General features: G+C 33.5%; 18 protein-coding genes. 3 read left to right on the forward strand and 15 right to left on the reverse strand.

Translation table 11 applies throughout. From position 1 onward, the window contains the following. Window positions 1-163: 163 nt before the first annotated feature. Together accC and SLH33_RS08470 are read right to left on the reverse strand one after the other, a co-directional pair. A complete protein-coding gene (accC, locus tag SLH33_RS08465; protein ID WP_320418651.1) occupies window positions 164-1,600 on the reverse strand; it encodes an acetyl-CoA carboxylase biotin carboxylase subunit in 1,437 nt (478 codons plus the stop codon). 87 nt (window positions 1,601-1,687) lie between these two features. Next, window positions 1,688-2,173: an acetyl-CoA carboxylase biotin carboxyl carrier protein subunit gene (locus SLH33_RS08470; RefSeq protein ID WP_320418652.1), complete on the reverse strand. Its 486-nt coding sequence runs from the start codon at window positions 2,171-2,173 to the stop codon at window positions 1,688-1,690. A gap of 370 nt (window positions 2,174-2,543) precedes the next feature. On the opposite strand from SLH33_RS08470, the gene SLH33_RS08475 reads away from it, so the two are divergent. Both SLH33_RS08475 and SLH33_RS08480 read left to right on the forward strand, forming a co-directional pair. Then, entirely contained in the window at window positions 2,544-4,877 is a 2,334-nt protein-coding gene (locus SLH33_RS08475) for a TonB-dependent receptor (protein ID WP_320418653.1), read from the forward strand. Window positions 4,878-5,055: 178 nt separating this feature from the next. Further along, window positions 5,056-5,706, forward strand: coding sequence for a hypothetical protein (locus tag SLH33_RS08480; RefSeq protein WP_320418654.1), 651 nt, complete (start codon window positions 5,056-5,058; stop codon window positions 5,704-5,706). A 143-nt stretch (window positions 5,707-5,849) separates the two neighbouring features. Here SLH33_RS08480 and SLH33_RS08485 read toward each other — a convergent pair whose 3' ends face one another. The 13 genes from SLH33_RS08485 to SLH33_RS08545 all read right to left on the reverse strand — a co-directional run bounded on the left by SLH33_RS08485 (window position 5,850) and on the right by SLH33_RS08545 (window position 22,269). Beyond that, window positions 5,850-6,122, reverse strand: coding sequence for a heavy-metal-associated domain-containing protein (locus tag SLH33_RS08485; protein ID WP_320418655.1), 273 nt, complete (start codon window positions 6,120-6,122; stop codon window positions 5,850-5,852). After that, window positions 6,122-6,496 carry a rhodanese-like domain-containing protein gene (locus SLH33_RS08490; RefSeq protein ID WP_320418656.1) on the reverse strand — a complete coding sequence of 125 codons (375 nt, stop codon included), beginning with the start codon at window positions 6,494-6,496 and terminating at the stop codon, window positions 6,122-6,124. The genes SLH33_RS08485 and SLH33_RS08490 overlap by 1 nt, the downstream gene beginning before the upstream one ends. A gap of 6 nt (window positions 6,497-6,502) precedes the next feature. Next, window positions 6,503-7,909 carry an MBL fold metallo-hydrolase gene (locus SLH33_RS08495; protein WP_320418657.1) on the reverse strand — a complete coding sequence of 469 codons (1,407 nt, stop codon included), beginning with the start codon at window positions 7,907-7,909 and terminating at the stop codon, window positions 6,503-6,505. Between the two features lie 10 nt (window positions 7,910-7,919). Beyond that, window positions 7,920-9,647, reverse strand: coding sequence for a solute carrier family 26 protein (locus SLH33_RS08500; RefSeq protein WP_320418658.1), 1,728 nt, complete (start codon window positions 9,645-9,647; stop codon window positions 7,920-7,922). Then, on the reverse strand, window positions 9,647-10,669 hold the full coding sequence (ruvB, locus tag SLH33_RS08505; protein ID WP_320418659.1) for a Holliday junction branch migration DNA helicase RuvB: 1,023 nt from the start codon (window positions 10,667-10,669) through the stop codon (window positions 9,647-9,649). Before ruvB ends, SLH33_RS08500 begins: the two co-directional genes overlap by 1 nt. Window positions 10,670-10,859: 190 nt before the next feature. Then, window positions 10,860-12,629 carry a cbb3-type cytochrome c oxidase subunit I gene (locus SLH33_RS08510; RefSeq protein WP_320418660.1) on the reverse strand — a complete coding sequence of 590 codons (1,770 nt, stop codon included), beginning with the start codon at window positions 12,627-12,629 and terminating at the stop codon, window positions 10,860-10,862. Between the two features lie 32 nt (window positions 12,630-12,661). Continuing rightward, entirely contained in the window at window positions 12,662-13,669 is a 1,008-nt protein-coding gene (locus SLH33_RS08515) for a cytochrome c oxidase subunit II (RefSeq protein WP_320418661.1), read from the reverse strand. Window positions 13,670-13,703: 34 nt separating this feature from the next. Next, window positions 13,704-15,299 (reverse strand): quinol:cytochrome C oxidoreductase, encoded by a 1,596-nt coding sequence (locus SLH33_RS08520; RefSeq protein WP_320418662.1) that lies wholly within the window; start codon window positions 15,297-15,299, stop codon window positions 13,704-13,706. 23 nt (window positions 15,300-15,322) lie between these two features. Beyond that, window positions 15,323-15,865 carry a cytochrome c gene (locus SLH33_RS08525; RefSeq protein ID WP_320418663.1) on the reverse strand — a complete coding sequence of 181 codons (543 nt, stop codon included), beginning with the start codon at window positions 15,863-15,865 and terminating at the stop codon, window positions 15,323-15,325. 5 nt (window positions 15,866-15,870) lie between these two features. Then, window positions 15,871-16,398: a DUF3341 domain-containing protein gene (locus tag SLH33_RS08530; protein WP_320418664.1), complete on the reverse strand. Its 528-nt coding sequence runs from the start codon at window positions 16,396-16,398 to the stop codon at window positions 15,871-15,873. Beyond that, complete coding sequence (nrfD, locus tag SLH33_RS08535) at window positions 16,388-17,788, reverse strand: NrfD/PsrC family molybdoenzyme membrane anchor subunit (RefSeq protein ID WP_320418665.1); 1,401 nt, start codon at window positions 17,786-17,788, stop codon at window positions 16,388-16,390. The genes SLH33_RS08530 and nrfD overlap by 11 nt, the downstream gene beginning before the upstream one ends. 25 nt (window positions 17,789-17,813) lie before the next feature. Then, entirely contained in the window at window positions 17,814-20,936 is a 3,123-nt protein-coding gene (locus tag SLH33_RS08540) for a TAT-variant-translocated molybdopterin oxidoreductase (RefSeq protein WP_320418666.1), read from the reverse strand. 31 nt (window positions 20,937-20,967) lie between these two features. Continuing rightward, the gene (locus SLH33_RS08545; RefSeq protein WP_320418667.1) at window positions 20,968-22,269 is read right to left on the reverse strand and encodes a c-type cytochrome; all 1,302 of its coding nucleotides are present in this window, start codon (window positions 22,267-22,269) and stop codon (window positions 20,968-20,970) included. A gap of 214 nt (window positions 22,270-22,483) precedes the next feature. On the opposite strand from SLH33_RS08545, the gene SLH33_RS08550 reads away from it, so the two are divergent. Next, entirely contained in the window at window positions 22,484-22,846 is a 363-nt protein-coding gene (locus SLH33_RS08550; RefSeq protein WP_320418668.1) for an SPOR domain-containing protein, read from the forward strand. Window positions 22,847-22,864: the final 18 nt, after the last annotated feature.

The raw sequence follows: 22,864 nt of genomic DNA on the forward strand, positions 1-22,864 counted from the left end.
GGTCGGGCTTTACGCTATATCTTTTTTTGAGTCATTACGAAACAAATTATTATTTGCTGTGGCAATCTCTTAAATTTATGAGATTACTTCGTTTCACTCGTAATGACGATTTCTTAAAAACCAAAAAAAGGATGCCGCTTCAATCCCTAACGCAAATTATGTCTTAACAAGTTTTTAAAATTTGTTGTTCTTTTAAATAGTGTTGCAAGGCAACTTTAGCAGCTATTTCTGCTTCTTTTTTATAGGTAGTTTCTAAGATCTCTGGCGAATAATATTTCTTAACGAAATGTGTATCAAAATCACCTGAAGTAAACGCTTCATGTTCACACACAAACTTACCAAAAGGTAAGGTGGTTTCTATTCCTTTTACCTTATAATTGCTGATGGCTTGCTTCATTAATTCAATAGCTTCTTCACGAGTTTTTCCGTAGGTAATCAGTTTTGAGATCATCGGGTCATAATAAATAGGAATTTCCATTCCTTCTTCAAAACCATCATCTACTCTAATATTTTCTCCTTTTGGTGGTTGATACGTTTCTAACATACCTATACTTGGTGTAAATCCGTCTAACGGATCTTCAGCATACACACGTAATTCTAAAGCGTGACCCTTAATTTTCAAGTCCTCTTGCGTAAATGATAACGCTTCACCTCTAGCAATTTTTATTTGCTCTTCTACTAAATCAACACCTGTAATTAATTCAGTTACCGGATGTTCAACTTGTAAACGTGTATTCATTTCTAAGAAATAGAAATTCTTGTTTTCATCTAACAAAAACTCAACAGTTCCAGCACCCAAATAATCGCAAGCTTTGGCAACTCTTACTGCTGCTTCTCCCATTTTTTCACGGATTTCAGGTGTCAGAACACTTGACGGAGCTTCTTCAACTACTTTTTGATGACGTCTTTGTACCGAACACTCACGCTCAAATAAATGAATTACATTTCCGTGGCTATCTGCCAATACCTGAATTTCAATATGACGTGGTGAACCCACATATTTTTCAATAAATACAGATCCGTCACCGAAAGCTGATTCAGCTTCTGAAATAGCACGCTGCATCTGCTCTTTGATTTCTTCTGCTTTATAAACTACACGCATTCCTTTTCCACCTCCACCAGCAGATGCTTTGATTAAAATTGGATATCCAATTTCATCAGCTACTTTTGCTGCATATGCCACATCAGTAACTGCTTCATCAATACCAGGAACCATTGGAATGTTATAAGCTTTCACTGCATCTTTTGCTGCTAACTTACTTCCCATTACCTTGATTGCATATGATTTTGGACCAATAAACGTGATACCACTTTTAGCCACAGCTTCTCCAAAAGCTGCATTTTCACTTAAAAATCCATATCCTGGATGAATACCATCTACCGATAACGATTTCGCAACTTCAATAATTTTATCGCCTAATAAATACGATTGATTTGACGGTGCTGGTCCAATACAAACTGCTTCATCCGCAAATTTTACATGCGGTGCATTTCTATCAGCTTCAGAAAAAACTGCCACCGTTTTTATTCCCATTTTTTTAGCAGAACGCATTACTCGTAATGCTATTTCTCCTCTATTTGCTACTAATATTTTTTTCATTTTCAGATTGTCATTCCCGCGCAGGCGAGAATCTGTTTTTATATTTTAATGAGATTCCGCATCAAGTGCGGAATGACAGTTAGGGTTTTATTCCATTTCGATTAACACTGTATTCTTCTCTACTTTATCTCCCGATTGCACAGCGATAGATTTGATAACTCCAGCACGTGGTGCGGTTAACGTATTTTCCATTTTCATGGCTTCTAATACTAAAATACCGTCTCCTTCAGCTACTTCCTGACCTACTTCTACATCTACAGAAACAATAAGCCCCGGCATTGGTGCTTTAATATCGTTTTCTTTTTTTGCTGAGGTAGCTTCTAAACCTAGTTCACTAATTAACATATCTAATTCATTCGCAATTTTAATAGTATACGAATTACCATTTACCTGGACAGTGTATGCTTTTTTATTAAAATCAGCTTGAAGAATTTCAGCTTTATACGATTGATTATTCTCTAGAATATGAAAATTTTCAGAAGAGTTTTTTACATAATTCAACGACTCAATTTCAGCAATATCAAAGTCAAAATCATATAAGTTATTAACCTTTGTTTTAAAAGATTTTTTCATAAGTTATTAATATTTCGACTACTAAAATATCAAAAATATTATTGCTATTTAAGTATTGTTAGTTTAAAAATTGCTGTAAATTTGCGCCGTTCTCTTAAAGGGGTGCCTTTATTGAATTATGAATGAACAATTATGAATTTGAAGTTTTTAATAATTCGTAATTTAAAATTTGTAATCCATAATTAAATTCAGGCTGAGATCATACCCAATGAACCTAGAACAGGTAATGCTGTTTAGGGAAATGAACGTTAAGTTAGCGTGCAATACCGTTAATTTATCGAACTATTAATTATTCAAAAAACAACCGAATAATTGCCTCTTTTTATTCATTTTATTTATTTAAATGAATGTAAATTTAATCTGTAAAAAAGTGAAGATCTTAGTACCTTTTTTACTATTGTTTGTCTCTTTATCTACACAAGCACAATCCGTCATTTTATCTGGTAAGGTAGTTAATGCTAATCAAGAACATTTGGTAGGAGCTACCATTATGATTTCTGAACTTCAAAAAGGAACTTCAACTGATTTTGAAGGGAATTTTAAATTGGAAGTTCCGAAAGGTAGCCATACACTTAAAGTTTCGTACGTAGGTTATGATTCTGTGGAAAAATTAGTTTCTACTGAAAATGGTTTTATAACCATTCAATTAGCCTCTCAAGAAAATGTATTGGACGAAGTATTAGTTTCTGCTATTCGTGTTAGTGCCGATGCTCCGGTTACTCACTCTAACCTAACTAAAAAAGAAATTTCAAAACGTAATTTAGGGCAGGACATTCCTATTTTAATGAATTATTTACCGTCGGTAGTTACTACTTCTGATGCTGGGGCTGGTGTAGGGTATACCGGTATTCGTGTTCGTGGTTCAGATGCTACTCGTGTAAATGTTACTATTAACGGTATTCCTTACAATGACTCTGAAAGTCATGGTACCTTTTGGGTAAATATGCCAGATTTTGCATCTTCTACACAAAGTATTCAGTTGCAACGTGGTGTGGGAACTTCTACCAATGGCGCAGGAGCCTTTGGAGCAAGCTTAAATGTATTGACAGATGCAGATTCTAATGAATCTTTTGCTGAAGTTTCTACTTCTTTAGGCTCGTTTAATACCCAAAAGTATACCGTAAAAGCAGGAACTGGTAAATTGAATGACCATATCAAGTTTACCGGAAGATTATCTAAAATAACTTCTGATGGTTATATAGACAGAGCTTCTTCTGACCTAAAGTCATATTTTTTACAAGGAAGTTATACTGATAAAAACACGTTAATTAAAGCTTTGGCTTTTGGCGGGCATGAAATTACGTATCAGTCTTGGAACGGTTCTACTCAATTTGAAATTGATACTTACGGAAGAACTTTTAACTCAGCAGGAGCTTTATACGATGCTGACTGGAATGTAACTGGCTATTATGATAACGAAGTGGATAATTACAAGCAAGATCATTATCAGTTACATTGGAATCAAAAGTACACAAATAACTGGTCTTCAAATATAGCTTTGCATTACACGTACGGTCGTGGATTCTATGAGCAGTACAAACAAGAAGCTGATTTTGCTGACTATAACTTAACTCCTATCACCATTGGTGGAGAAACCATTAACACTACAGATCTTATCAGAAGAAAATGGTTAGACAATGATTTTTATGGTATAACTTATAACTTAAATTATAAAGATAATGAATGGGATGTCTTTTTAGGCGGTGCTTGGAATAAATATGAAGGCGATCATTTTGGAGAAATAATTTGGGCAAGATATGCTTCTGATAGTGAATTACGAGAGCAATATTACTCAGATTATGGAAATAAAGAAGATTATAACTTGTTTATAAAAGCCACTTATAAATTGAATGAGCGAATCTCTTTATTTGCAGATCTTCAGAACAGAAATGTAAATTATAAAGCTAATGGAGTTCAGGAAAATATTGTAAATGATACTTTTAATTTTTTCAATCCAAAGGCGGGTATTAATTATATTGTTAATGATTATAACAGCTTATATTTTTCATATGCAAGAGCACATAGAGAGCCTAACCGTACTGATTATGAAAACGGAAATCCGAGACCTGAAAAATTAGACGATTTAGAATTAGGATGGCGATTAAATACATCTAAACTTAAAATAAACACCAATGTTTATTATATGTTTTATACCGATCAGTTAGCATTAACCGGTGAAATTGATGATGTAGGTTCTCCTATAAGAGCAAATGTTGGAGAGAGCTATCGTTTAGGTTTGGAAGTGGACGCTGCTATTACTATAAATGATTATTTACAAATTAGACCCAACATTACTTTAAGCCAAAATAAAAACATTGATTTTAAAGAAACTGATGGAACGATTGTTACCGATTTAGGTGATACAGATATTTCTTATTCACCAAATATAGTTGCTGGTAATGCTATTGTTGTGAGTCCAACAGAAAACTTAAATGTAACATTCCTTTCAAAATATGTTGGGTCTCAATTTATGACCAATATTGAAATGTCAGCATCTAAGTTAGATAGTTATTTTGTAAATGATTTAAACATCAACTATTCAATTCATTCTAAAAAAGTATTTAAAGAACTTATTTTATCTGGATTAGTAAATAATATTTTTGATGAAGAATATAGCTCTAACGGATATATGTGGGGAACAACTCCGTATTTATACAGACAAGCCGGAATTAACTTTTTAGTAGGAGCTACTTTTAAATTTTAAATGGGAAAATGCTAGAAAAAGAAAAACCTCGCTACCAAAGTTTTGGTAGCGAGGCTTTTTTTATGTACTAAATTTAGTTTGATACTTACATTCAAAAACGATAAATTCGCTGTCGGTGACTATAGTTCTTTAAAACAAAACCGTAGTCTTTAATTGTTTGTATTAATTAAAAAAAACTATGAATTATATAAAATTATTATTATTTACCTTACTTTTTAGTTCTTGTGCTTCCACTGTAGATTTAAGTAAAATTGACTGGAATGATAATTACAAAATAACTTTGAAAAGTGCAGATATTGGTAAAAATTATTTTGATTGTAATTGTCTTCTTTTTGGAAAAAGTAAAGAAACAGCTGATACTTTTTATCAAATACAACTTGTTGTTAAGGTTGAGGATTTAAAAAAAAATGGAGTTTTAGATTTCAATAATTTTTCTTTGATTGACATTAAAAATAATACAAGGCACAGAGCACAATTCGCTACTTATAATACTGCTTTTTCAGCATATAGTACTAAAATAATTAGACTAGAAGATTTGAAGGGAGAAGATTTATTTTTAAAATATACAATACAAGATTATAAAAACTTTGATCACTTGTATATAGAACCTAATAATACTTTGACAGGCTTATCTAAAAGGTCATTTCATACAAGATTTGTGAAAAATCTAGTCCAAGATTTAGGAAGAAATATTGTGAAAAATAAGATTTTTAAATTAGATTTTTATACAAAACAAAAAGATGAAGGACAATTTATTTTGTACTATAAAGACAACAAAATAAAAGAGTTTAAAGCAACTAAAGAAATAAAAAAGTTCAAAAATGACTAAACTAGAATTATTTTACAAAAAAAGGAGAAAACAATAATTACACTATTCTTATTAGGAGTTATCGTATCTTATTTATTAGCCATTGAGAAAATTAAACTCTAATCTAATAACAAAAAATCCCGAGTTTACTACTCGGGATTTTTTTATTCTTCTTTAGTTACTCTACCAACAGCGCAACTCACAAACGATTTTGCTTTATGCAGCACCGTGTTTTTATCTCCCACCACTGGGTAGCCTAACTTTGATAATTTTTCTTTTATTTCTTCAGAAATATCTTGACTTACTTCTACAGAAACTAACGAGTTTTCAACATCAACCATTGTTTCTGTTACTCCATCTAAATCTAACATTCCTTTTTTAATGGTTGACGCACAACCACCACACTTAAGGTTTTCTATGTAAAATTCTGCTTTCATTATTTACTATTTTCTTCTTTCCAATGGTTGTAACCACCCAACACATTATACACTTTATAGCCTTCATTTAACAATTTTTCTGATGCTTGAAGGCTTCTCCCTCCAGATTTACAATAAACATACACTGGTTTGTCTTTAGAAAGTTGCGAAGTAGCATCACTTACAAAATTATCATCATAATAATTTACTTTTAAAGCACCATCTATAGTTCCTTGCTCCCACTCTTCTGGAGTGCGAACATCTAACAACTGAATGTTGTTTTCTGCTAATTCAGTTTTAAGATCACTTACAGTAATATTTACTATTTCTTTAGATGTTTGTTTGCATGAAATAAAAAACACCATTAAAACCGGAATTAAAAATTTTAATTTCATAATTAGTTATTTTAAGGTTGATGGACATACAGGTACTGTCCTGTTTATTTCTGTGTTTTTAATTGCTCCATAACCTCCAGCAACGTCAATTACATTGTGAAACCCTCTGGCTTTTAAAATTGATGCTGCAATTACGGAACGGTATCCTCCTGCACAGTGAATGTAGAAATCTTTATCCGTAGGAAATTCTTTTATATGATCGTTTAAATAATCTAACGGAGTGCTTTTAGCATCTACAATATGTTCACTGGCGTATTCTCCTGGTCTACGTGCATCAAAAACTGGTTTATTATTATTAATTGCTTCTTCTAAATCTTTAGCAGAAACAGAACGCAAAGTATCTATTTCTTTTCCTGCTTTTTTCCAAGATTCAAAACTTCCTTTTAAATATCCTAAAACATTATCAAAACCAACTCTTGATAAACGTGTTACTGTTTCTTCTTCTTTTCCCTCTGGAATTACTAATAGAATAGGTTGATTAATATCTTTTACTAAAGCCCCAACCCATGGTGCAAAGGTCCCGCCTAAACCAATAAAAATTGACTGTGGAATAAATCCTTTTATAAATTCTGATTGATGGCGCACATCTATAATTAAAGCATCGTTATCATTTGCTATACGCTCAAAATCTTCTACAGATAATTCCTGAGTTCCTTTTTCTAATACTTTATCGATAGAAGTATATCCTTCTTTATTTAATTTAACATTTAAAGGAAAATACTCTGGTGGTGGTAACAACCCATCAGTAACTTCTTTAACAAACTCTTCTTTGGTCATGTTTTTACGAAGTGCATAGTTTGTTTTCTTTTGCTCTCCTATAGTACCCACAGTTTCCTTACTTAGATTTTTACCACATGCTGAACCAGCTCCATGAGCAGGATAAACAATAACATCATCGGCTAATGGCATTATTTTAGTGCGTAAACTATCGTATAAAAAACCTGCTAAATCATCTTGTGTAACATCTCCTTTTTGGGCTAAATCTGGACGACCAACATCTCCTAAAAATAATGTATCTCCACTAAAAATAGCATGATCTTTATCATTTTTATCTTTTAAAAGGTATGTGGTACTTTCCATTGTATGTCCTGGAGTATGTAGAGCAGTAATGGTTATATCTCCTAATTTAAAAACTTCACCATCTTTAGCTATATGAGCGTCAAAACCGGTTTTTGCAGTGGGACCGTATATAATTTTAGCTCCTGTTTTTTCTGCTAATGTTACGTGACCGCTTACAAAATCTGCATGAAAGTGAGTTTCAAAAATGTATTTGATGGTTGCACCCTCTTTAGCTGCTCTATCAATATATGGCTGCACTTCACGTAACGGATCAATAATAGCTACTTCTCCGTTACTTTCAACATAATATGCACCTTGAGCCAAACAACCTGTATAAATTTGTTCTATATTCATATTTGTAATTTTATTGATACGCTTGATGTATGTATTGAGCGTATTTCCTTTGAGTTTCATTGTCTCCTGTTTTGTAAAATTTTACAGCGTCGTTAGCACGCATAAAAAAATGATTAATATCAATGATTTCTAATAATCCACCTCTAAACAAAGCATCTCTTACCGGACCTTTTATTCCTGCTAAATAAAAAGTAACTCCTTTCTTTTTAAAGTATTTAATTCTGTCTTTTAACATTTCAACTCCGGTACTGTCTACTCTATTAATGCTTTCTCCATCTAAAACTATTAATTTTAGTGCGGTTCCTTTTTCTTTTGTCATCTCATCTAACTTATCTCTAAAGTAATTAGCATTGGCATAAAATAGCTGAGCATCAAAACGAAAAACAAGGACATCTTTTTCTAAGATTACTTCTTTAAATCGAGCTTTATTTTTATAAAAATCAGATTCTGGCACTTTACCTAACTCTGCTACATAAGGTCTCGAAGTTCTATAAATTAATACAATAATTGATAACCCTACACCTATTAAAATACCATATTCAATACCAAAAATTAAGGTTGAAAAAAAAGTAGCTACCAATAACCAAAAGTCTAAATTATTGGCTTTCCATAAAAATTTAGCTTCTGAAAAGTTGATTAAATTAAAAACTGCAACTACAATAATAGCTGCTAAAACTGTTTTAGGTAGGTAATAAAAAACAGGAGTTAAAAACAATAGTGTAATCATTACTATTATGGCAGATACTATTGCTGACACACCTGTGGTTCCTCCTGACTCTGCATTAATAGCTGATCTTGAAAAACTGGAAGCTGAGGGATAAGATTTAAATAAACTTCCTAATAAATTGCTCAATCCTAACGCTATTAGTTCTTGATTAGGTTCTACTCTATAATCATCTTGTTTTGCTTCTAAGGTTTTTCCTATAGATATGGTTTCTAAATATCCTACCATAACTAAGGTAAAGGCAATGGGTAGTAATTCTTTTATTTGTGCAATATCTAGTTCTGGGAAATAAAGAGTCGGTAACCCAGAAGGTATGTTTTTTACAATGGCAACATCTGTTAAACTGTTACCAAAAAAATGCATCGTTGCTATACCCAGAACCACCACTATTAACGCACTCGGTATTTTTTTATTAATTTTTCTAAAAACAATAATAATTATACAAGCGGCTGTACCTATTATGGTTGTATGGGTATTGAATTGTGGTAATTTATGAAAGACATCTGAAAGTAATATATAAATTTGATCGCTTTGAAGAAACTCTACTCCTAATAAATTTCTAAATTGATTTAGCCCAATAGTTAAAGCTACTGCAGAGGTAAAACCTGTAATTACGGGTCTTGATAAAAAATTAACAATAAAACCTAATCTAAAAATTCCCATTAAAAATTGAATTATACCTACTACTAAAGCTAGTAATATGGCTATGGATATATAACTTTCAGAACCTGCTAATGCTAAAGTAGAAACTCCTGTAGCTACAATTAAAGAATCCATGGCTACCGGACCAATAGCTACCTGCCTTGAGGTACCAAAAATTGCATACACTATTTGAGGAACCAGTGCACTATACAGCCCATAAATTGGCGGCAATCCAGCAATTAAAGCATAAGCTATGCCTTGTGGTATTAAAATAATAGCCACAGTTATACCCGCAAAAATATCTCCTTTTAATTGTGATGTTTTATAATGCGGTAACCAGTCTGCAATGGGTATGATTTTCTTTATATCCACTAAAATAATTCTCTTTGTGAGCTTCCTTTTATTCTTCCTAAATGTTTATATGCTAAATCGGTAACCTCTCTTCCTCTGGGTGTACGCATTATAAATCCTTGTTGAATTAAAAAAGGTTCATAAACCTCTTCTATAGTTTCAGCATTTTCTGCAACCGCAGTTGCTAAGGTTGAAATTCCTACCGGACCTCCTTTAAACTTATCTATAATAGTTGATAAGATTTTATTATCCATTTCATCTAATCCATGTGCATCTACGTTAAGCGCTTTTAGGGCATATTTTGCAATTTCTATGGTAATTGTACCATCACCTTTAATTTGTGCAAAATCACGCACTCTACGCAATAGTGCGTTAGCAATACGTGGTGTTCCTCTACTTCTACCCGCTATTTCTATAGCGGCTTCCATAGAAATAGGTACTCCTAATATGTGAGAGCTTCTTTGAATAATACTTGTTAATAATTCAGTTGAATAGTAATGTAAACGACTACTAATACCAAATCTTGCTCTCATTGGTGCTGTTAGTAAACCTGAGCGTGTTGTAGCTCCTACCAATGTAAACGGCTCTAAATTTATTTGAACAGTGCGTGCGTTTGGCCCTGTTTCAATCATAATGTCTATTTTATAGTCTTCCATAGCTGAATACAGATATTCTTCAACTATAGGGCTTAAACGGTGGATTTCATCTATAAATAAGACATCTCTTTCATCTAAATTTGTCAATAATCCTGCTAAATCACCTGGTTTATCTAATACAGGCCCTGAGGTAACTTTAATTCCCACACCTAGTTCATTAGCCAAAATATGTGCAAGAGTTGTTTTTCCTAATCCTGGAGGGCCATGAAACAATGTATGATCTAGAGCTTCATCTCTCAAATTAGCTGCTTCTACAAAAATTTTAAGATTTTCTAATGCTTGTTCTTGACCCGTAAAATCATCAAAAGATAAGGGTCTTAATTTTTTTTCTACATCAATCTCATCCTTTGAAAAATGTTCTTTATCAGGATTTAAATTTTCGTTCATAGGTGCAAATATACTTTAAATGATAAGCTGTATATGTAATAATTGTTACTCAACTTTTAGGATTAAAGCTAAGATACTTATAAGAATTTAAATAGTATGGTTTAGCTATTAAATAAGTTATTGTTTAAGGAATCTTTAGTACAAAAAAAATGCCTTTCTAATGAAAGGCATTTTTTGTCTATTTTTTTGTTTATGAAGGTTGCTCTCCATCCTTTAATGGAATAGTTTGTAAAACAAAATCTTGTCCGTGAATGTAGTTACCTTTTTCATCAGTTTTACTGTAGTCATAAGCCCAACGGTAAACGTGTGGGATTTGCCCTGGCCAGTTCCCGTGGATATGTTCTACAGGTGTAGTCCACTCTAAGGTATTAGATTTCCATGGGTTCTTTTCGGCAGTCTTTCCTCTATAAATTGATATGAAGAAGTTTGCTAAGAAAATTAACTGTGCTAAACCACCAATAATTGCCATAACAGTCATAAATACGTTAATATCTGCTAAATCATCAAACATTGGAAAGTTTGTGTTTGTATAGTAACGACGTGGTAAACCAGCTAATCCAATAAAGTGCATTGGGAAAAATACTCCGTATGCAGAAATTATTGTAATCCAGAAATGCCAATAACCTAATGTTTTGTTCATCATTTTACCATACATTTTTGGGAACCAGTGGTACACACCAGCAAACATACCAAATAATGCAGATACACCCATTACTAAGTGGAAGTGTGCTACTACAAAATACGTATCATGAACGTTAATATCTAATGCAGAGTCTCCTAATACTAGTCCTGTTAAACCTCCAGTTACGAAGGTAGAAACTAATCCGATTGAGAATAACATAGCTGGGTTCATTTGTAAATTACCTTTCCATAATGTAGTTACGTAGTTAAACGCTTTTACTGCCGATGGAATTGCAATTAATACTGTTGTAAATGTAAATACTGATCCTAAGAATGGGTTCATACCTGATACGAACATGTGGTGACCCCATACAATTGTTGATAAGAATGCAATACCTAAAATAGAACCGATCATGGCACGGTAACCAAAGATAGGTTTACGAGCATTAGTTGAAATTACTTCTGATGAAATACCTAATGCTGGTAATAAAATAATATATACCTCTGGGTGACCTAAGAACCAGAATAAATGTTCAAATAATACAGGTGATCCTCCTTGATAATGTAAAACTTCTCCTGAAATAAAAATGTCTGATAAGTAGAATGATGTTCCAAAGCTTCTATCAAAGATTAATAATAAAGCTGCAGATAATAATACAGGGAATGATACTACACCAATTACTGCTGTAATAAAGAATGCCCAAATAGTTAATGGCAATCTTGTCATTTTCATTCCTTTTGTACGTAAGTTTAATACTGTTACGATATAGTTTAATGAACCAATTAATGACGAAGCAATAAATATAGCCATAGAAACTAACCATAAAGTCATACCTGCTCCAGAACCTGGAATAGCTTGTGGTAATGCCGATAATGGAGGGTAAATTGTCCATCCTGCAGATGCTGGTCCTGCTTCAACAAATAAAGAAGCAACCATAATAATTGATGATAAGAAAAATAACCAATAAGATACCATATTCATAAACCCAGAAGCCATATCTCTAGCTCCAATTTGCAATGGTATTAATAGGTTTGAGAATGTACCACTTAATCCGGCAGTTAATACAAAGAATACCATAATTGTACCATGAATTGTTACCAATGCTAAGTACATATCTGGGTTCATAACGCCATCTATTTGATGAGAACCTAAAAATGCTTCAATAATTGAAAACGACTTTTCTGGCCATGCGATTTGCAAACGAAACAACATTGACATGAATACCCCAATAATTCCCATAAACATTCCTGTAATAAGAAATTGTTTTGAAATCATTTTATGATCGGTACTGAAAATGTACTTGGTTACAAATGTTTCTTTGTGATGATGATCTGACATAATCTATCTCTTTATAACTTTTTAAAAATACCTTATTTAATAACTTGAGCTAATGTTTTTTGCTCTCCTAACCATTTGTTATACTCCTCTTCTTCTACAACAGTAATTTTCATTTGCATATTGTAATGAGATGCTCCACAAATTTTATTACATAATAATAAATAGTCAAACACATAAGGTTCTTCTCCTTTAGCTTGTCTAATTTTATTAATTCCTTTAGCTTTTGCAATTACTTCTGAACTTTGACGCATTTCTTCTGTAGTATACTTAGGTGTAAAACCAAATTGAGTAACCATACCAGGCACACAGTTCATTTGCGCTCTAAAGTGAGGCATATATGCAGAGTGTAAAACATCTTGAGAGCGGAACTTAAATAATACTTTTTTACCTTTTGGCAAGTATAATTCAGTTACTTGCTTGTCATCTTGAGCTTTAGGATCACTCATATCAACCCCCATGGTATTAATACCTTTAATAAAGTTAACATTACCTAGTCCTAACTCATTGTCTGAACCTGCATAACGAGCATCCCAACGGAATTGTTGAGAATAAACCTCTATAATGATTGGATCTTCATCTTCTCCTATATTCATAACATTGTTCCATGCCCATAAGCCATAACCTATTAAACATACAATGGTAAATGCAGGAATTGATGTCCATAACAATTCTAATTTATGACTATCTGCATAGAATAAGGCTTTTCTATTTTTATTTCCTCTGTATTTATATGAAAAATAAAAAATGATGAATTGCATTGCAAACTGTACAATACCTATCAACCAGAAAGTAATGTTAAACAAACGATCATCATGTTCTCCTTCTATAGAAGCACTTTCTGGTAACATGATAACATTCATTGCAATTAAACAGTAAATCATCATTGCATATAAGAATACTAAGAATCCTAATGCTATTTTACCTTGTGTATCATTGTCTTTATCGTTTGCAATTACTTCACGTAAATTCATTACGCGGGTAATTTGCCAAAAACTTACTCCTAGTGCAACTGCAATAAAAATGTAAAATAAAGCGAGCATATTATCTAAACTATTATTGTTTTATATTTTCTTTTTAGTGGTGTGAATTTTCTTCACCTCTGTGTTCTATATTGTAATAGTGATGAGTTTCACTTTCATGTACAAATGGATTTCCTTTTGCTAACGGATTTGCTTTTTCAAAAGCGCTAAAAGTAGCATAAATGAATACTCCTGCAAAGAAGAACAATCCACCTAATTCACCTAAACCGAATCCCCAGTTAGTACCCACAGTACCTGGCATAATCATTACAAATAAATCAATATAATGACCAATTAAGATTACTGTTCCTCCTAAAATTACAAACCAAGGTATACTCTTAAAGTCACTATTAATTAATAATAATACCGGGAATATAAAGTTTAATACAACCATACCTAAGAATGGTAACTTATATTCATTAAAACGTTGTAAGAAATAAGTAGTTTCTTCTGGCATATCTGCATACCAAATTAACATGAATTGAGCAAACCATAAATATGTCCAGAATACAGAGAAACCAAACATAAATTTAGCTAAATCATGAATATGGCTATCATTAACAAATGGTAGTTGACCTTTAGAACGCAGGTAAATAGTTACCATAGCAATTACAGTAAGTGCACATACTAAGAAAGTAGCTAATACATACCATCCGAACAAAGTAGAGAACCAGTGTGGATCAATACTCATAATCCAGTCCCAAGAAGCCATAGATTCAGTTAACATAAAGAATACAACAAAAATTACTGACATGTTGTAGTTTTTCTTATGTAATTTTAAATCTCCATTATCTTGTTCTATAGATCCTTTTCTAATTAAGAAACGATAAGCATTCCATCCTGCTAAATAGATAATTCCTCTAATTAACCAACCTGGAGTGTTTAACCACCAACTTTTACCATCTACTATAGGATCATAATTAGGACTTGTTGGATCAACAACTCCTTCTGCCATCCATGGAAATAAATGGTTCATGTGCATAAAAGTTAGTACTAAAAATAATAACATAGCAACACTTACATAGTGTAAGTTAGCTGTTATTGCTTCCATTACTCTAAACAACACTACAGACCATCCTGCTTGTGCTAATCTTTGAGCTGCATAAAAAGCCAATACTAGTAAAGTTATACCTAAAAAGAATAACATTGCTACATAAATAGCAGACCAAGGTCTGTTTTGCATTTGATGTAATGCGTGTTCTGCATGTGCATCTCCATGATCTTCACCATGAGCACCTGCATGAGTTTCTTCTTTGTGTTCTTGAACAGCAGCAGTATGCGCTTCAACAGCGTGGTCTACTTGTTCTTTAGCTTCTTCAACGTGAGTTTTAACTGAATCAGCAACATGCTCTACATGTTCAACAACTTCTTCAGTATGTGTAGCTGCTTCTGAATGGGCTTCTTCAACTTCTTCTACGGCATGAGTAGTTTCTTCATGCTTTTCTTCTTTAACAGGAGCTGCATGAGTAGCATCTGAAGTATGAGCCTCTCCATGACCAGCACCATGATGACTATCATGCTGTTTTGCTAATATCTCTTTTGCTTCTTCAATAGTTTTAGGTGCAGATAAGAAACTATAAGCAGTTCCTAACAGTCCTAAAGCCATTAAAATAATAGCAACCATTTTTAATTTTCCTGAAAACTGGTACATATCTTAGTATCTATAGACTTTGATTATAATTCGCTTTTTAATTTTTCTACGTATTGTACAACTTTCCAACGTTCATTGTAAGTAAGTTGAGACGCATGAGATCCCATTAAGTTTCTACCATACATAATAACATGGTAAATACTTCCTTCTGTAATCTCTCTATCCTTATAATTTGGAATACCGTTAAACTTATCTCTTTGAGTTAAGATACCGTTTCCGTCTCCTTTTGTACCATGGCAAACAGCACAATAGATGTCATATAATTCTTTTCCTTTTGCTAAGTTCTCTTCCGTTACCTCTAATGGATTTTTTAACTCAGCTTTGGCTTTTTCATACCCTTCATTTGAATTAGGTATATCGTAAGCTACATCACCTTTTCTGCTAACAGTACCAGCAACTGGTAATCTGTTTACAGCTACTCCTCCGGCAGAGTTAACTCCGTTAGCATCATACGGCACAGATACATACATATCTGGCATATATTGTAATTGTGGTGTACGCTTGTTGTTACACGATGCAAAGCTTGCAACTACGACTAAAGCGATAATTATTTTTAAACTCTTCATATCTCTTAGTGCTTATCTACTACGTTAATTTCTACAGCGCCTGTTGTTTCTAACAAAGCTTTTAATTCGTCTTCATTACCGTGAACTGGAATTTCCATTAAGAAATGATCATCTGTTGTTCTTGGATCTGGATTTTCAGCATCTTTAAATGGCCATAATTTACTACGCATGTAAAATGTAATTACCATTAAGTGCGCTGCAAAAAATACTGTTAATTCGAATAAAATAGGAACAAATGCTGGCATGTTTTTAGCCCAAGAGAAATTTGGTTTTCCTCCAATATCTTGTGGCCAATCAGCAATCATTGTGTACCATGTTAACCATATTGCTATGCTTAAACCTGTAATTCCGTATAAAAAAGCGGTAATAGCTAAACGTGTTGGAGCTAATCCCATAGCTTTATCTAAACCGTGAACAGGAAATGGTGTATATATCTCCTCAATATGATGATGTGCATTCTTTACTTTCTTAACAGCATCCATTAAGATATCATCATCATTGTATATTGCGTGAATTACTTTATTAGTGCTCATTGTTCTCGTCTCTTAATTTTTTAAAATTCTCTCCTGATGATTTCAAGATTGTTTTTACTTCTGCTGTTGGAATTACAGGGAATGTTCTTGCGTATAATAAGAATAACACTCCAAAGAAACCAATTGTACCAATAAAAATACCCACATCAACAAATGTTGGCTCAAAACGCCACCATGTAGATGGTAATTGTCCTTTACTTAATACAATTGCAATAATATCAAAACGCTCAAACCACATACCAATGTTAATGACAATTGAGATGATAAAAGACCATACAAAGCTTCTTCTTATCTTCTTAATCCATAATAACTGTGGTGTAAAGATGTTACAAATTAAAAGTGACCAGAACGCCCATCCATAAGCTCCTGCTTCAGCACCAAATGATAAATAAGTATAATTTTCATAAGGAGAACCTGTATACCAAGCGATAAAGAACTCTGTTGCATAAGCAACTGCTACAATACCACCAGTTAAGATAATTACAATGTTCATGTACTCAACATGTAAACGTGTAATATATGCTTCAAGGTTAGTTACTTTACGCATTACTCCTAATAAGGTTTGTACCATTGCAAATCCTGAGAAAATTGCTCCAGCAACAAAGTAAGGAGGGAAAATTGTAGAGTGCCATCCTGGGTTGATAGACGTTGCGAAGTCAAATGATACGATAGTGTGTACAGATAATACTAACGGAGTAGCTAAACCTGCTAATACTAAAGACACCTCTTCAAAACGTTGCCAGTCTTTTGCTCTACCAGACCAACCGAATGCTAATAATGAATATATTTTCTTTTGGAAAGGTTTTACAGCTCTATCACGAATCGTAGCGAAATCAGGTAATAAACCAGTCCACCAGAAAACTAATGATACTGATAAATATGTAGAAATTGCAAATACGTCCCATAAAAGTGGTGAGTTAAAGTTAACCCATAATGAACCAAATTGGTTTGGAATAGGTAATACCCAATAACCATTCCATGGACGACCCATGTGAATAATTGGGAACAATCCTGCTTGGAATACCGCAAAGATTGTCATTGCTTCTGCAGAACGGTTAATTGCCATTCTCCATTTTTGGCGGAAAAGTAATAATACAGCAGAAATAAGTGTACCAGCGTGACCGATACCTACCCACCATACAAAGTTGGTAATATCCCATGCCCAACCGATGTTTTTACTTAACCCCCATACACCGATACCTGTACCAACGGTGTAAAAGATACATCCAAATCCCCATAGCATTGCTACTAAAGAGATATAGAATGCTATATACCAATTTTTATTGGCTTTACCTTCAATAGGCCTTGCAATATCCTCCGTAATGTCATGATAACTTTTGTTACCCAAAATTAGAGGCTGTCTATAAGATGATTCGTAATGAGACGACATAATCTATATTCTTATTATTTTATTATTATGCTTCGTTTGTATTTCTAACTTTTACTTGGTAAACTACGTTTGGTTTTGTTCCAATGTAGTCTAACACGTGGAAAGCTCTTTTGTCTTCTTTTAATGACGCAACGGCATCTTTTGGATTGTTTACATCTCCAAACACCATAGAACCTGTTGAACAAGCTTGTGCACATGCCACATCAAATTCATTAGCTTTTACTTCTCTACCTTCTTTCTTAGCCTTTAAGATAGTAGCTTGTGTCATTTGAATACACATAGAACATTTTTCCATAACTCCTCTTGAACGAACAACTACATCTGGGTTTAACACCATTTTACCGTACTCATTGTTCATATTAAAGTCAAACTCGTTATTTTCTGCGTAGTTAAACCAGTTGAAACGACGTACACGGTATGGACAGTTGTTTGCACAGTAACGAGTACCCACACAACGGTTGTATGCCATTTGGTTTTGACCTTGACGACCGTGAGAAGTTGCTGCTACAGGACATACTGTTTCACATGGTGCGTGATTACAGTGCTGACACATCATTGGTTGGAAAGCAACTTGTGGGTTTTCTGCTGAATTTTCTAAAGCATCAAATAAATCTCCTTTGCTTAATCCTAATACCTTTTCTGTATACTTTCTTTCTAAGTCCTTATTAGCAATACCAGGGTTTTGAGCCTTAAACTCTTCCATGGTCATTGAAGCTTCCAATTGCTTATCTTCAACAGTAGAAGAATAGTAACGATCAATACGCAACCAGTGCATATCTCTACCTACTCTAACTTCATCTTTACCAACAACAGGAACGTTGTTTTCTGCATGACATGCGATAACACAAGCTCCACAACCTGTACAAGATGTTAAATCGATAGATAAGTTAAAGTGATGACCTATTTCACGATTATGATCATCCCATAAATCAATTTTACTTCCTTCAACCTCTTGATGATCGTAAGAAACCATGAATGGTTTGTTCCAAGTATGTTTTGGGTCTAAAGACTTATTATTAACTTCTGCTAAAGTAGCTTCTCTTAAAATATCATGGCGCCCTGCTAAAGTACTCTGTACCTGAATACAAGCAAACTTGTGCCATCCGCTAGCTTTCTCAACAGTAACTCCATATTGTACATTGTTACTGTTAGCGTAGAATGGATAAGCATTGATACCTACCTGCATCTCTTCTTTCATCCCATGAGTTCTACCATACCCTAAAGCTAAACCGAATGAACCTTTAGCTTGACCTGGTTGAATAATTACAGGAATGTTGTTTATAGTAACTCCATTTACAGTTACATTTGCGTAATTACCATCAATTGCACCGTTGTCTCTTACAGGGTTTTCAAAACCTAACTCTTTAGCATCTGCCATAGACATAGTTAAGTAATTATCCCAAGAAGCACGTGTAATTGGATCTGGCAACTCTTGCAACCAAGGGTTATTTGCTAGCTTACCATCTCCTAAAGCTGTAGAAGAATATAAGTTTAACTCATATTGAGATGGCTTTGTATTTTTAAGTAAATCTGATACTACTACATTAAGATCAACTTCATTTGAAACAGCTTCTGAAGTTACTTCTGTTTTGAAGAAACCATCGTGTAATGCTTGATTCCATGAAGAACCGTTCAATACATTTGCACTCCAAAACTCTTTTAGTGTATCATAATAGTTTTTATCACTCCCTAACCACTTTAATAACACATCTTGAATTTGACGTGTATTAAATAATGGTTGAATAGTTGGTTGCATTAAGCTATACGCACCTTCAGTAACCATAACATCTCCCCAACTTTCTAAATTATGAGGAGCTGGTAATGCATATTGAGCAGCACTTGCTGTATCATCGTTTTGAGTAGAAATAGCTACTGATAAACCTGCTTTTTTAGCAGCCTCTCCAAAACCAGTAATTGAATAAACAGGATTTACGTTATAAGTAATCAATCCTTTTACTGCGCCTGATTTTAAATCGTTTACTAATTGAGCAACTTCAGTGTCATTTCCTTGACGAGCGTAGCTAACTGCATTTACATCTATTACTTCACTATTTAACGCTTTGTTAATAGCTAAAGTGATTAATTGTGCATTTTTATCATTTAAACCAGTAACTACAACACCCTTGCTACCTGCTTTTTGTAAGCTTGCTGCTAATTTTTTGATTTCGGCATCAATAGCAGTAGGTTTAGAAGGCTTACTAGCTCCAGTAATTGCATTGTATAAATTGATAAGAGCGTATACTTGTTCAGATGGCTTTACCACTAAACGTTTATCAGCATTGGCTCCTGCTAAACTCATATTACTTTCTACCTGAACATGGTAAGACATGTTACCTGATTCTGGTCTACGTCCTTCTGCATATGATTTTTCATAACCACCTTGCCAATCTCCTAAGAAATCTGCACCGACAGAAGCAATTACTTCTGCTTTGCTAAAATCATAGTTTGGTAAAGCACGTTTACCATACATAGCTTCAAATGCATCAGCAGTTCCACTTTCTGAAATCGCATCATAAACTACATGCTTTACATTTGGATATTGCGCTATAAAATCTGCAATAACTTTTTCTGTAGATGGGCTTGCTAATGTACCTGTTAATAAAACTACAGGAGCATTAGCTGCTTTTAATTTATTTAATTCAGCAACAATTTCTTTATCTGCATCAGCCCAAGTAATTTGAGCATCTCCTTTTCTTGGTTGCTTTAAACGTAATCTTTCATCATATAAAGACAAAACAGAAGCTTGAACACGAGCGTTAGTTACTCCTCCTGCTTCTTTATTTGGCATGATTTGGATTGGACGTCCTTCACGAGTTTTTACTAATACGTTTGCAAAATCAAACCCATCAGCAATTGTGGTTGCATACCAGTCTGCAACTCCAACAACTATATTGTCTGGTTGCACAACGTAAGGGATTGATTTTCTAACAGGTCCTTCGCAAGCTGCTAATGAAGCAGCAGCAGTAGTAAACCCAACGTATTTTAAGAAATCTCTACGACTTGTAGATGAAGTTTCTAAAGTTTCTTTATCACCTAAAAACTCATCCGTTGGAATTTCTTCTACAAACTCACTATTACGTAGCGTTTCAACAACAGAACTTCCTTTTAGTTCTTCAACACTTTGCCAGTATTTTTTGTTTGAAGCCATTTATATATGTGTTTTTCTACTTTCTAAATTATTAATAGTGGCACTTACCACATTCTTTTCCTCCTAACTGAGCAATGGTAACTTGATCTACCCCATACTTCTTAGCTAATTCTGCATGAATTTTAGCATAGTAATCATTTCCTTTCAAGTCTACTTTAGTCTCTTTATGACAATCTATACACCAGCCCATTGTTAATGGAGAGAACTGATATACCTCTTCCATTTCCTCTACAGGACCATGACATTTTTGACATTTTACCCCTGCAACAGTTACGTGTTGTGAGTGATTGAAATAAGCAAAATCAGGTAAATTGTGAACTCTAACCCATTTAACCGGTTTAGTTTCTCCAGTGTAAGCCAATTTATCTTTATCCCATCCTGCCGCATCATAAATCTTTTGGATTTCTTTATCTAAATCTGCTTTTGTCAAAACGGTCCCTCCTTCTTCAAGAATAACCTTTGTATCATCAGCTACTTCTGAAATATTTTTATGACAGTTCATACAAACATTTACAGATGGAATACCTGAATGCTTACTATGTTTTGCTGCAGAGTGACAGTATTGACATTCAATTTTATTATCTCCAGCATGAATCTTATGTGAAAACGCAATTGGTTGAATTGGTTGATACCCTTGATCTACACCTACCTTAAACAAGGTTCCAAACAAGAAGTAAGCTGTTACTAATGCTCCGAAGATTACTGCCAATACATGCAAAAATGTATTTTGTTTAATACCTTCCCACAATTCAGCAGTTTGCCCTAATAACCCTGGAGTTTTAGGAGCTCCTTTTAACTCACTAATAGTTTTTAATAGACTTCCTATAATTAAGAAAGCCACTACAATAGCTGCTGCTAAAATGTAAATCAACCATTTTGGAGCATCATTTTTAGCCCCACCAGCCTCAGCTGAAGCACCAGCTACATCTCCTGCTTTTTTAATTTCACCAACAGTAGTATAATATAAAATATCATCTATATTTTGCTCTGTTAACTGAGGAAAAGCAGTCATGTTTGACTGATTGTACTCTTCATAAACTGCAATAGCGTCTTTGTCTCCAGAAGCTCTTAACGCTGCATTATCATGAATCCATGACTTTAACCAGTCGTTTGATCTTCTATCCTCAACACCTGCTAAAGCAGGCCCTACTAATTTTTTGTCTAATTTATGACATGATGCACAAAGAGACTTAAATAATTTTTTTCCCTCCTTTTGCCTTGCCTCATCAATATCTTGAGAGTTAGCTGAAAAACTTAATAAAAAGATGACAAGGAAAGTAAAACTCTTTACGAGTACTTGGGTTAATCTACTGTGATGTTTCACACTTTTCATACTATAAAATATAATTTTTGTATCTATTTTGGTACGATTTTTTCATATCATCCTACTTAAATATAGGATATACAAACTCGCACAAAAGTACTACTTCTGTCTAAAATGTGAAATGTTAAGAGAATGCTAAATGGTAATTTATATTTATTCTAAATAACATTTAAAAGCAATCTGTTAACCAACAAGTCGTTACTTTTGTAAAAAGAACTGAATAATGAAAATAAACAAGGTAATTTTAACTTTTTTTGTGGCTAGTGTAATGGGTATTTTAACTTTAAATGCACAGTCTAGTTATACTGATAATAAAAACATTAACTCATTACTTGAGAAAAAAAGAGAATACAACAAATATAATGGTAGTGGTTTTAGGATACAGTTATATAACGGTAATGAAACTAGGGCTAAGAGCTTAAAAAGCAGTTTTGAAAGAGATTTTCCCGGTGTATATACTAAGTTAAAATACGAACAACCCGATTGGAAGGTTCAAGTAGGCAGTTATAAAACGAAATTAGATGCCGATAGAGCCTTAAATAAGGTTAGAGAAAAATATTCTGGAGCATTTATACTTCCTCTATAAAAAAAAGCCTTTTAAAAG

This window comes from Tenacibaculum sp. IB213877, from assembly GCF_034043975.1.
Lineage (GTDB): Bacteria > Bacteroidota > Bacteroidia > Flavobacteriales > Flavobacteriaceae > Polaribacter.

Bases quoted from the DNA above. Each gene is read 5' to 3' on its own strand.
- ruvB (WP_320418659.1), bottom strand. From the start codon at position 10,669: ATGAACGAAAATTTAAATCCTGATAAAGAACATTTTTCAAAGGATGAG.
- SLH33_RS08525 (WP_320418663.1), bottom strand. From the start codon at position 15,865: ATGAAGAGTTTAAAAATAATTATCGCTTTAGTCGTAGTTGCAAGCTTT.
- SLH33_RS08485 (WP_320418655.1), bottom strand. From the start codon at position 6,122: ATGAAAGCAGAATTTTACATAGAAAACCTTAAGTGTGGTGGTTGTGCG.
- SLH33_RS08495 (WP_320418657.1), bottom strand. From the start codon at position 7,909: ATGAATATAGAACAAATTTATACAGGTTGTTTGGCTCAAGGTGCATAT.
- nrfD (WP_320418665.1), bottom strand. From the start codon at position 17,788: ATGTCGTCTCATTACGAATCATCTTATAGACAGCCTCTAATTTTGGGT.
- SLH33_RS08490 (WP_320418656.1), bottom strand. From the start codon at position 6,496: ATGAAATTAAAATTTTTAATTCCGGTTTTAATGGTGTTTTTTATTTCA.
- SLH33_RS08515 (WP_320418661.1), bottom strand. From the start codon at position 13,669: ATGCTCGCTTTATTTTACATTTTTATTGCAGTTGCACTAGGAGTAAGT.
- SLH33_RS08545 (WP_320418667.1), bottom strand. From the start codon at position 22,269: ATGAAAAGTGTGAAACATCACAGTAGATTAACCCAAGTACTCGTAAAG.
- SLH33_RS08510 (WP_320418660.1), bottom strand. From the start codon at position 12,629: ATGTCAGATCATCATCACAAAGAAACATTTGTAACCAAGTACATTTTC.
- SLH33_RS08550 (WP_320418668.1), top strand. From the start codon at position 22,484: ATGAAAATAAACAAGGTAATTTTAACTTTTTTTGTGGCTAGTGTAATG.
- SLH33_RS08520 (WP_320418662.1), bottom strand. From the start codon at position 15,299: ATGTACCAGTTTTCAGGAAAATTAAAAATGGTTGCTATTATTTTAATG.
- SLH33_RS08530 (WP_320418664.1), bottom strand. From the start codon at position 16,398: ATGAGCACTAATAAAGTAATTCACGCAATATACAATGATGATGATATC.
- accC (WP_320418651.1), bottom strand. From the start codon at position 1,600: ATGAAAAAAATATTAGTAGCAAATAGAGGAGAAATAGCATTACGAGTA.
- SLH33_RS08470 (WP_320418652.1), bottom strand. From the start codon at position 2,173: ATGAAAAAATCTTTTAAAACAAAGGTTAATAACTTATATGATTTTGAC.
- SLH33_RS08540 (WP_320418666.1), bottom strand. From the start codon at position 20,936: ATGGCTTCAAACAAAAAATACTGGCAAAGTGTTGAAGAACTAAAAGGA.
- SLH33_RS08480 (WP_320418654.1), top strand. From the start codon at position 5,056: ATGAATTATATAAAATTATTATTATTTACCTTACTTTTTAGTTCTTGT.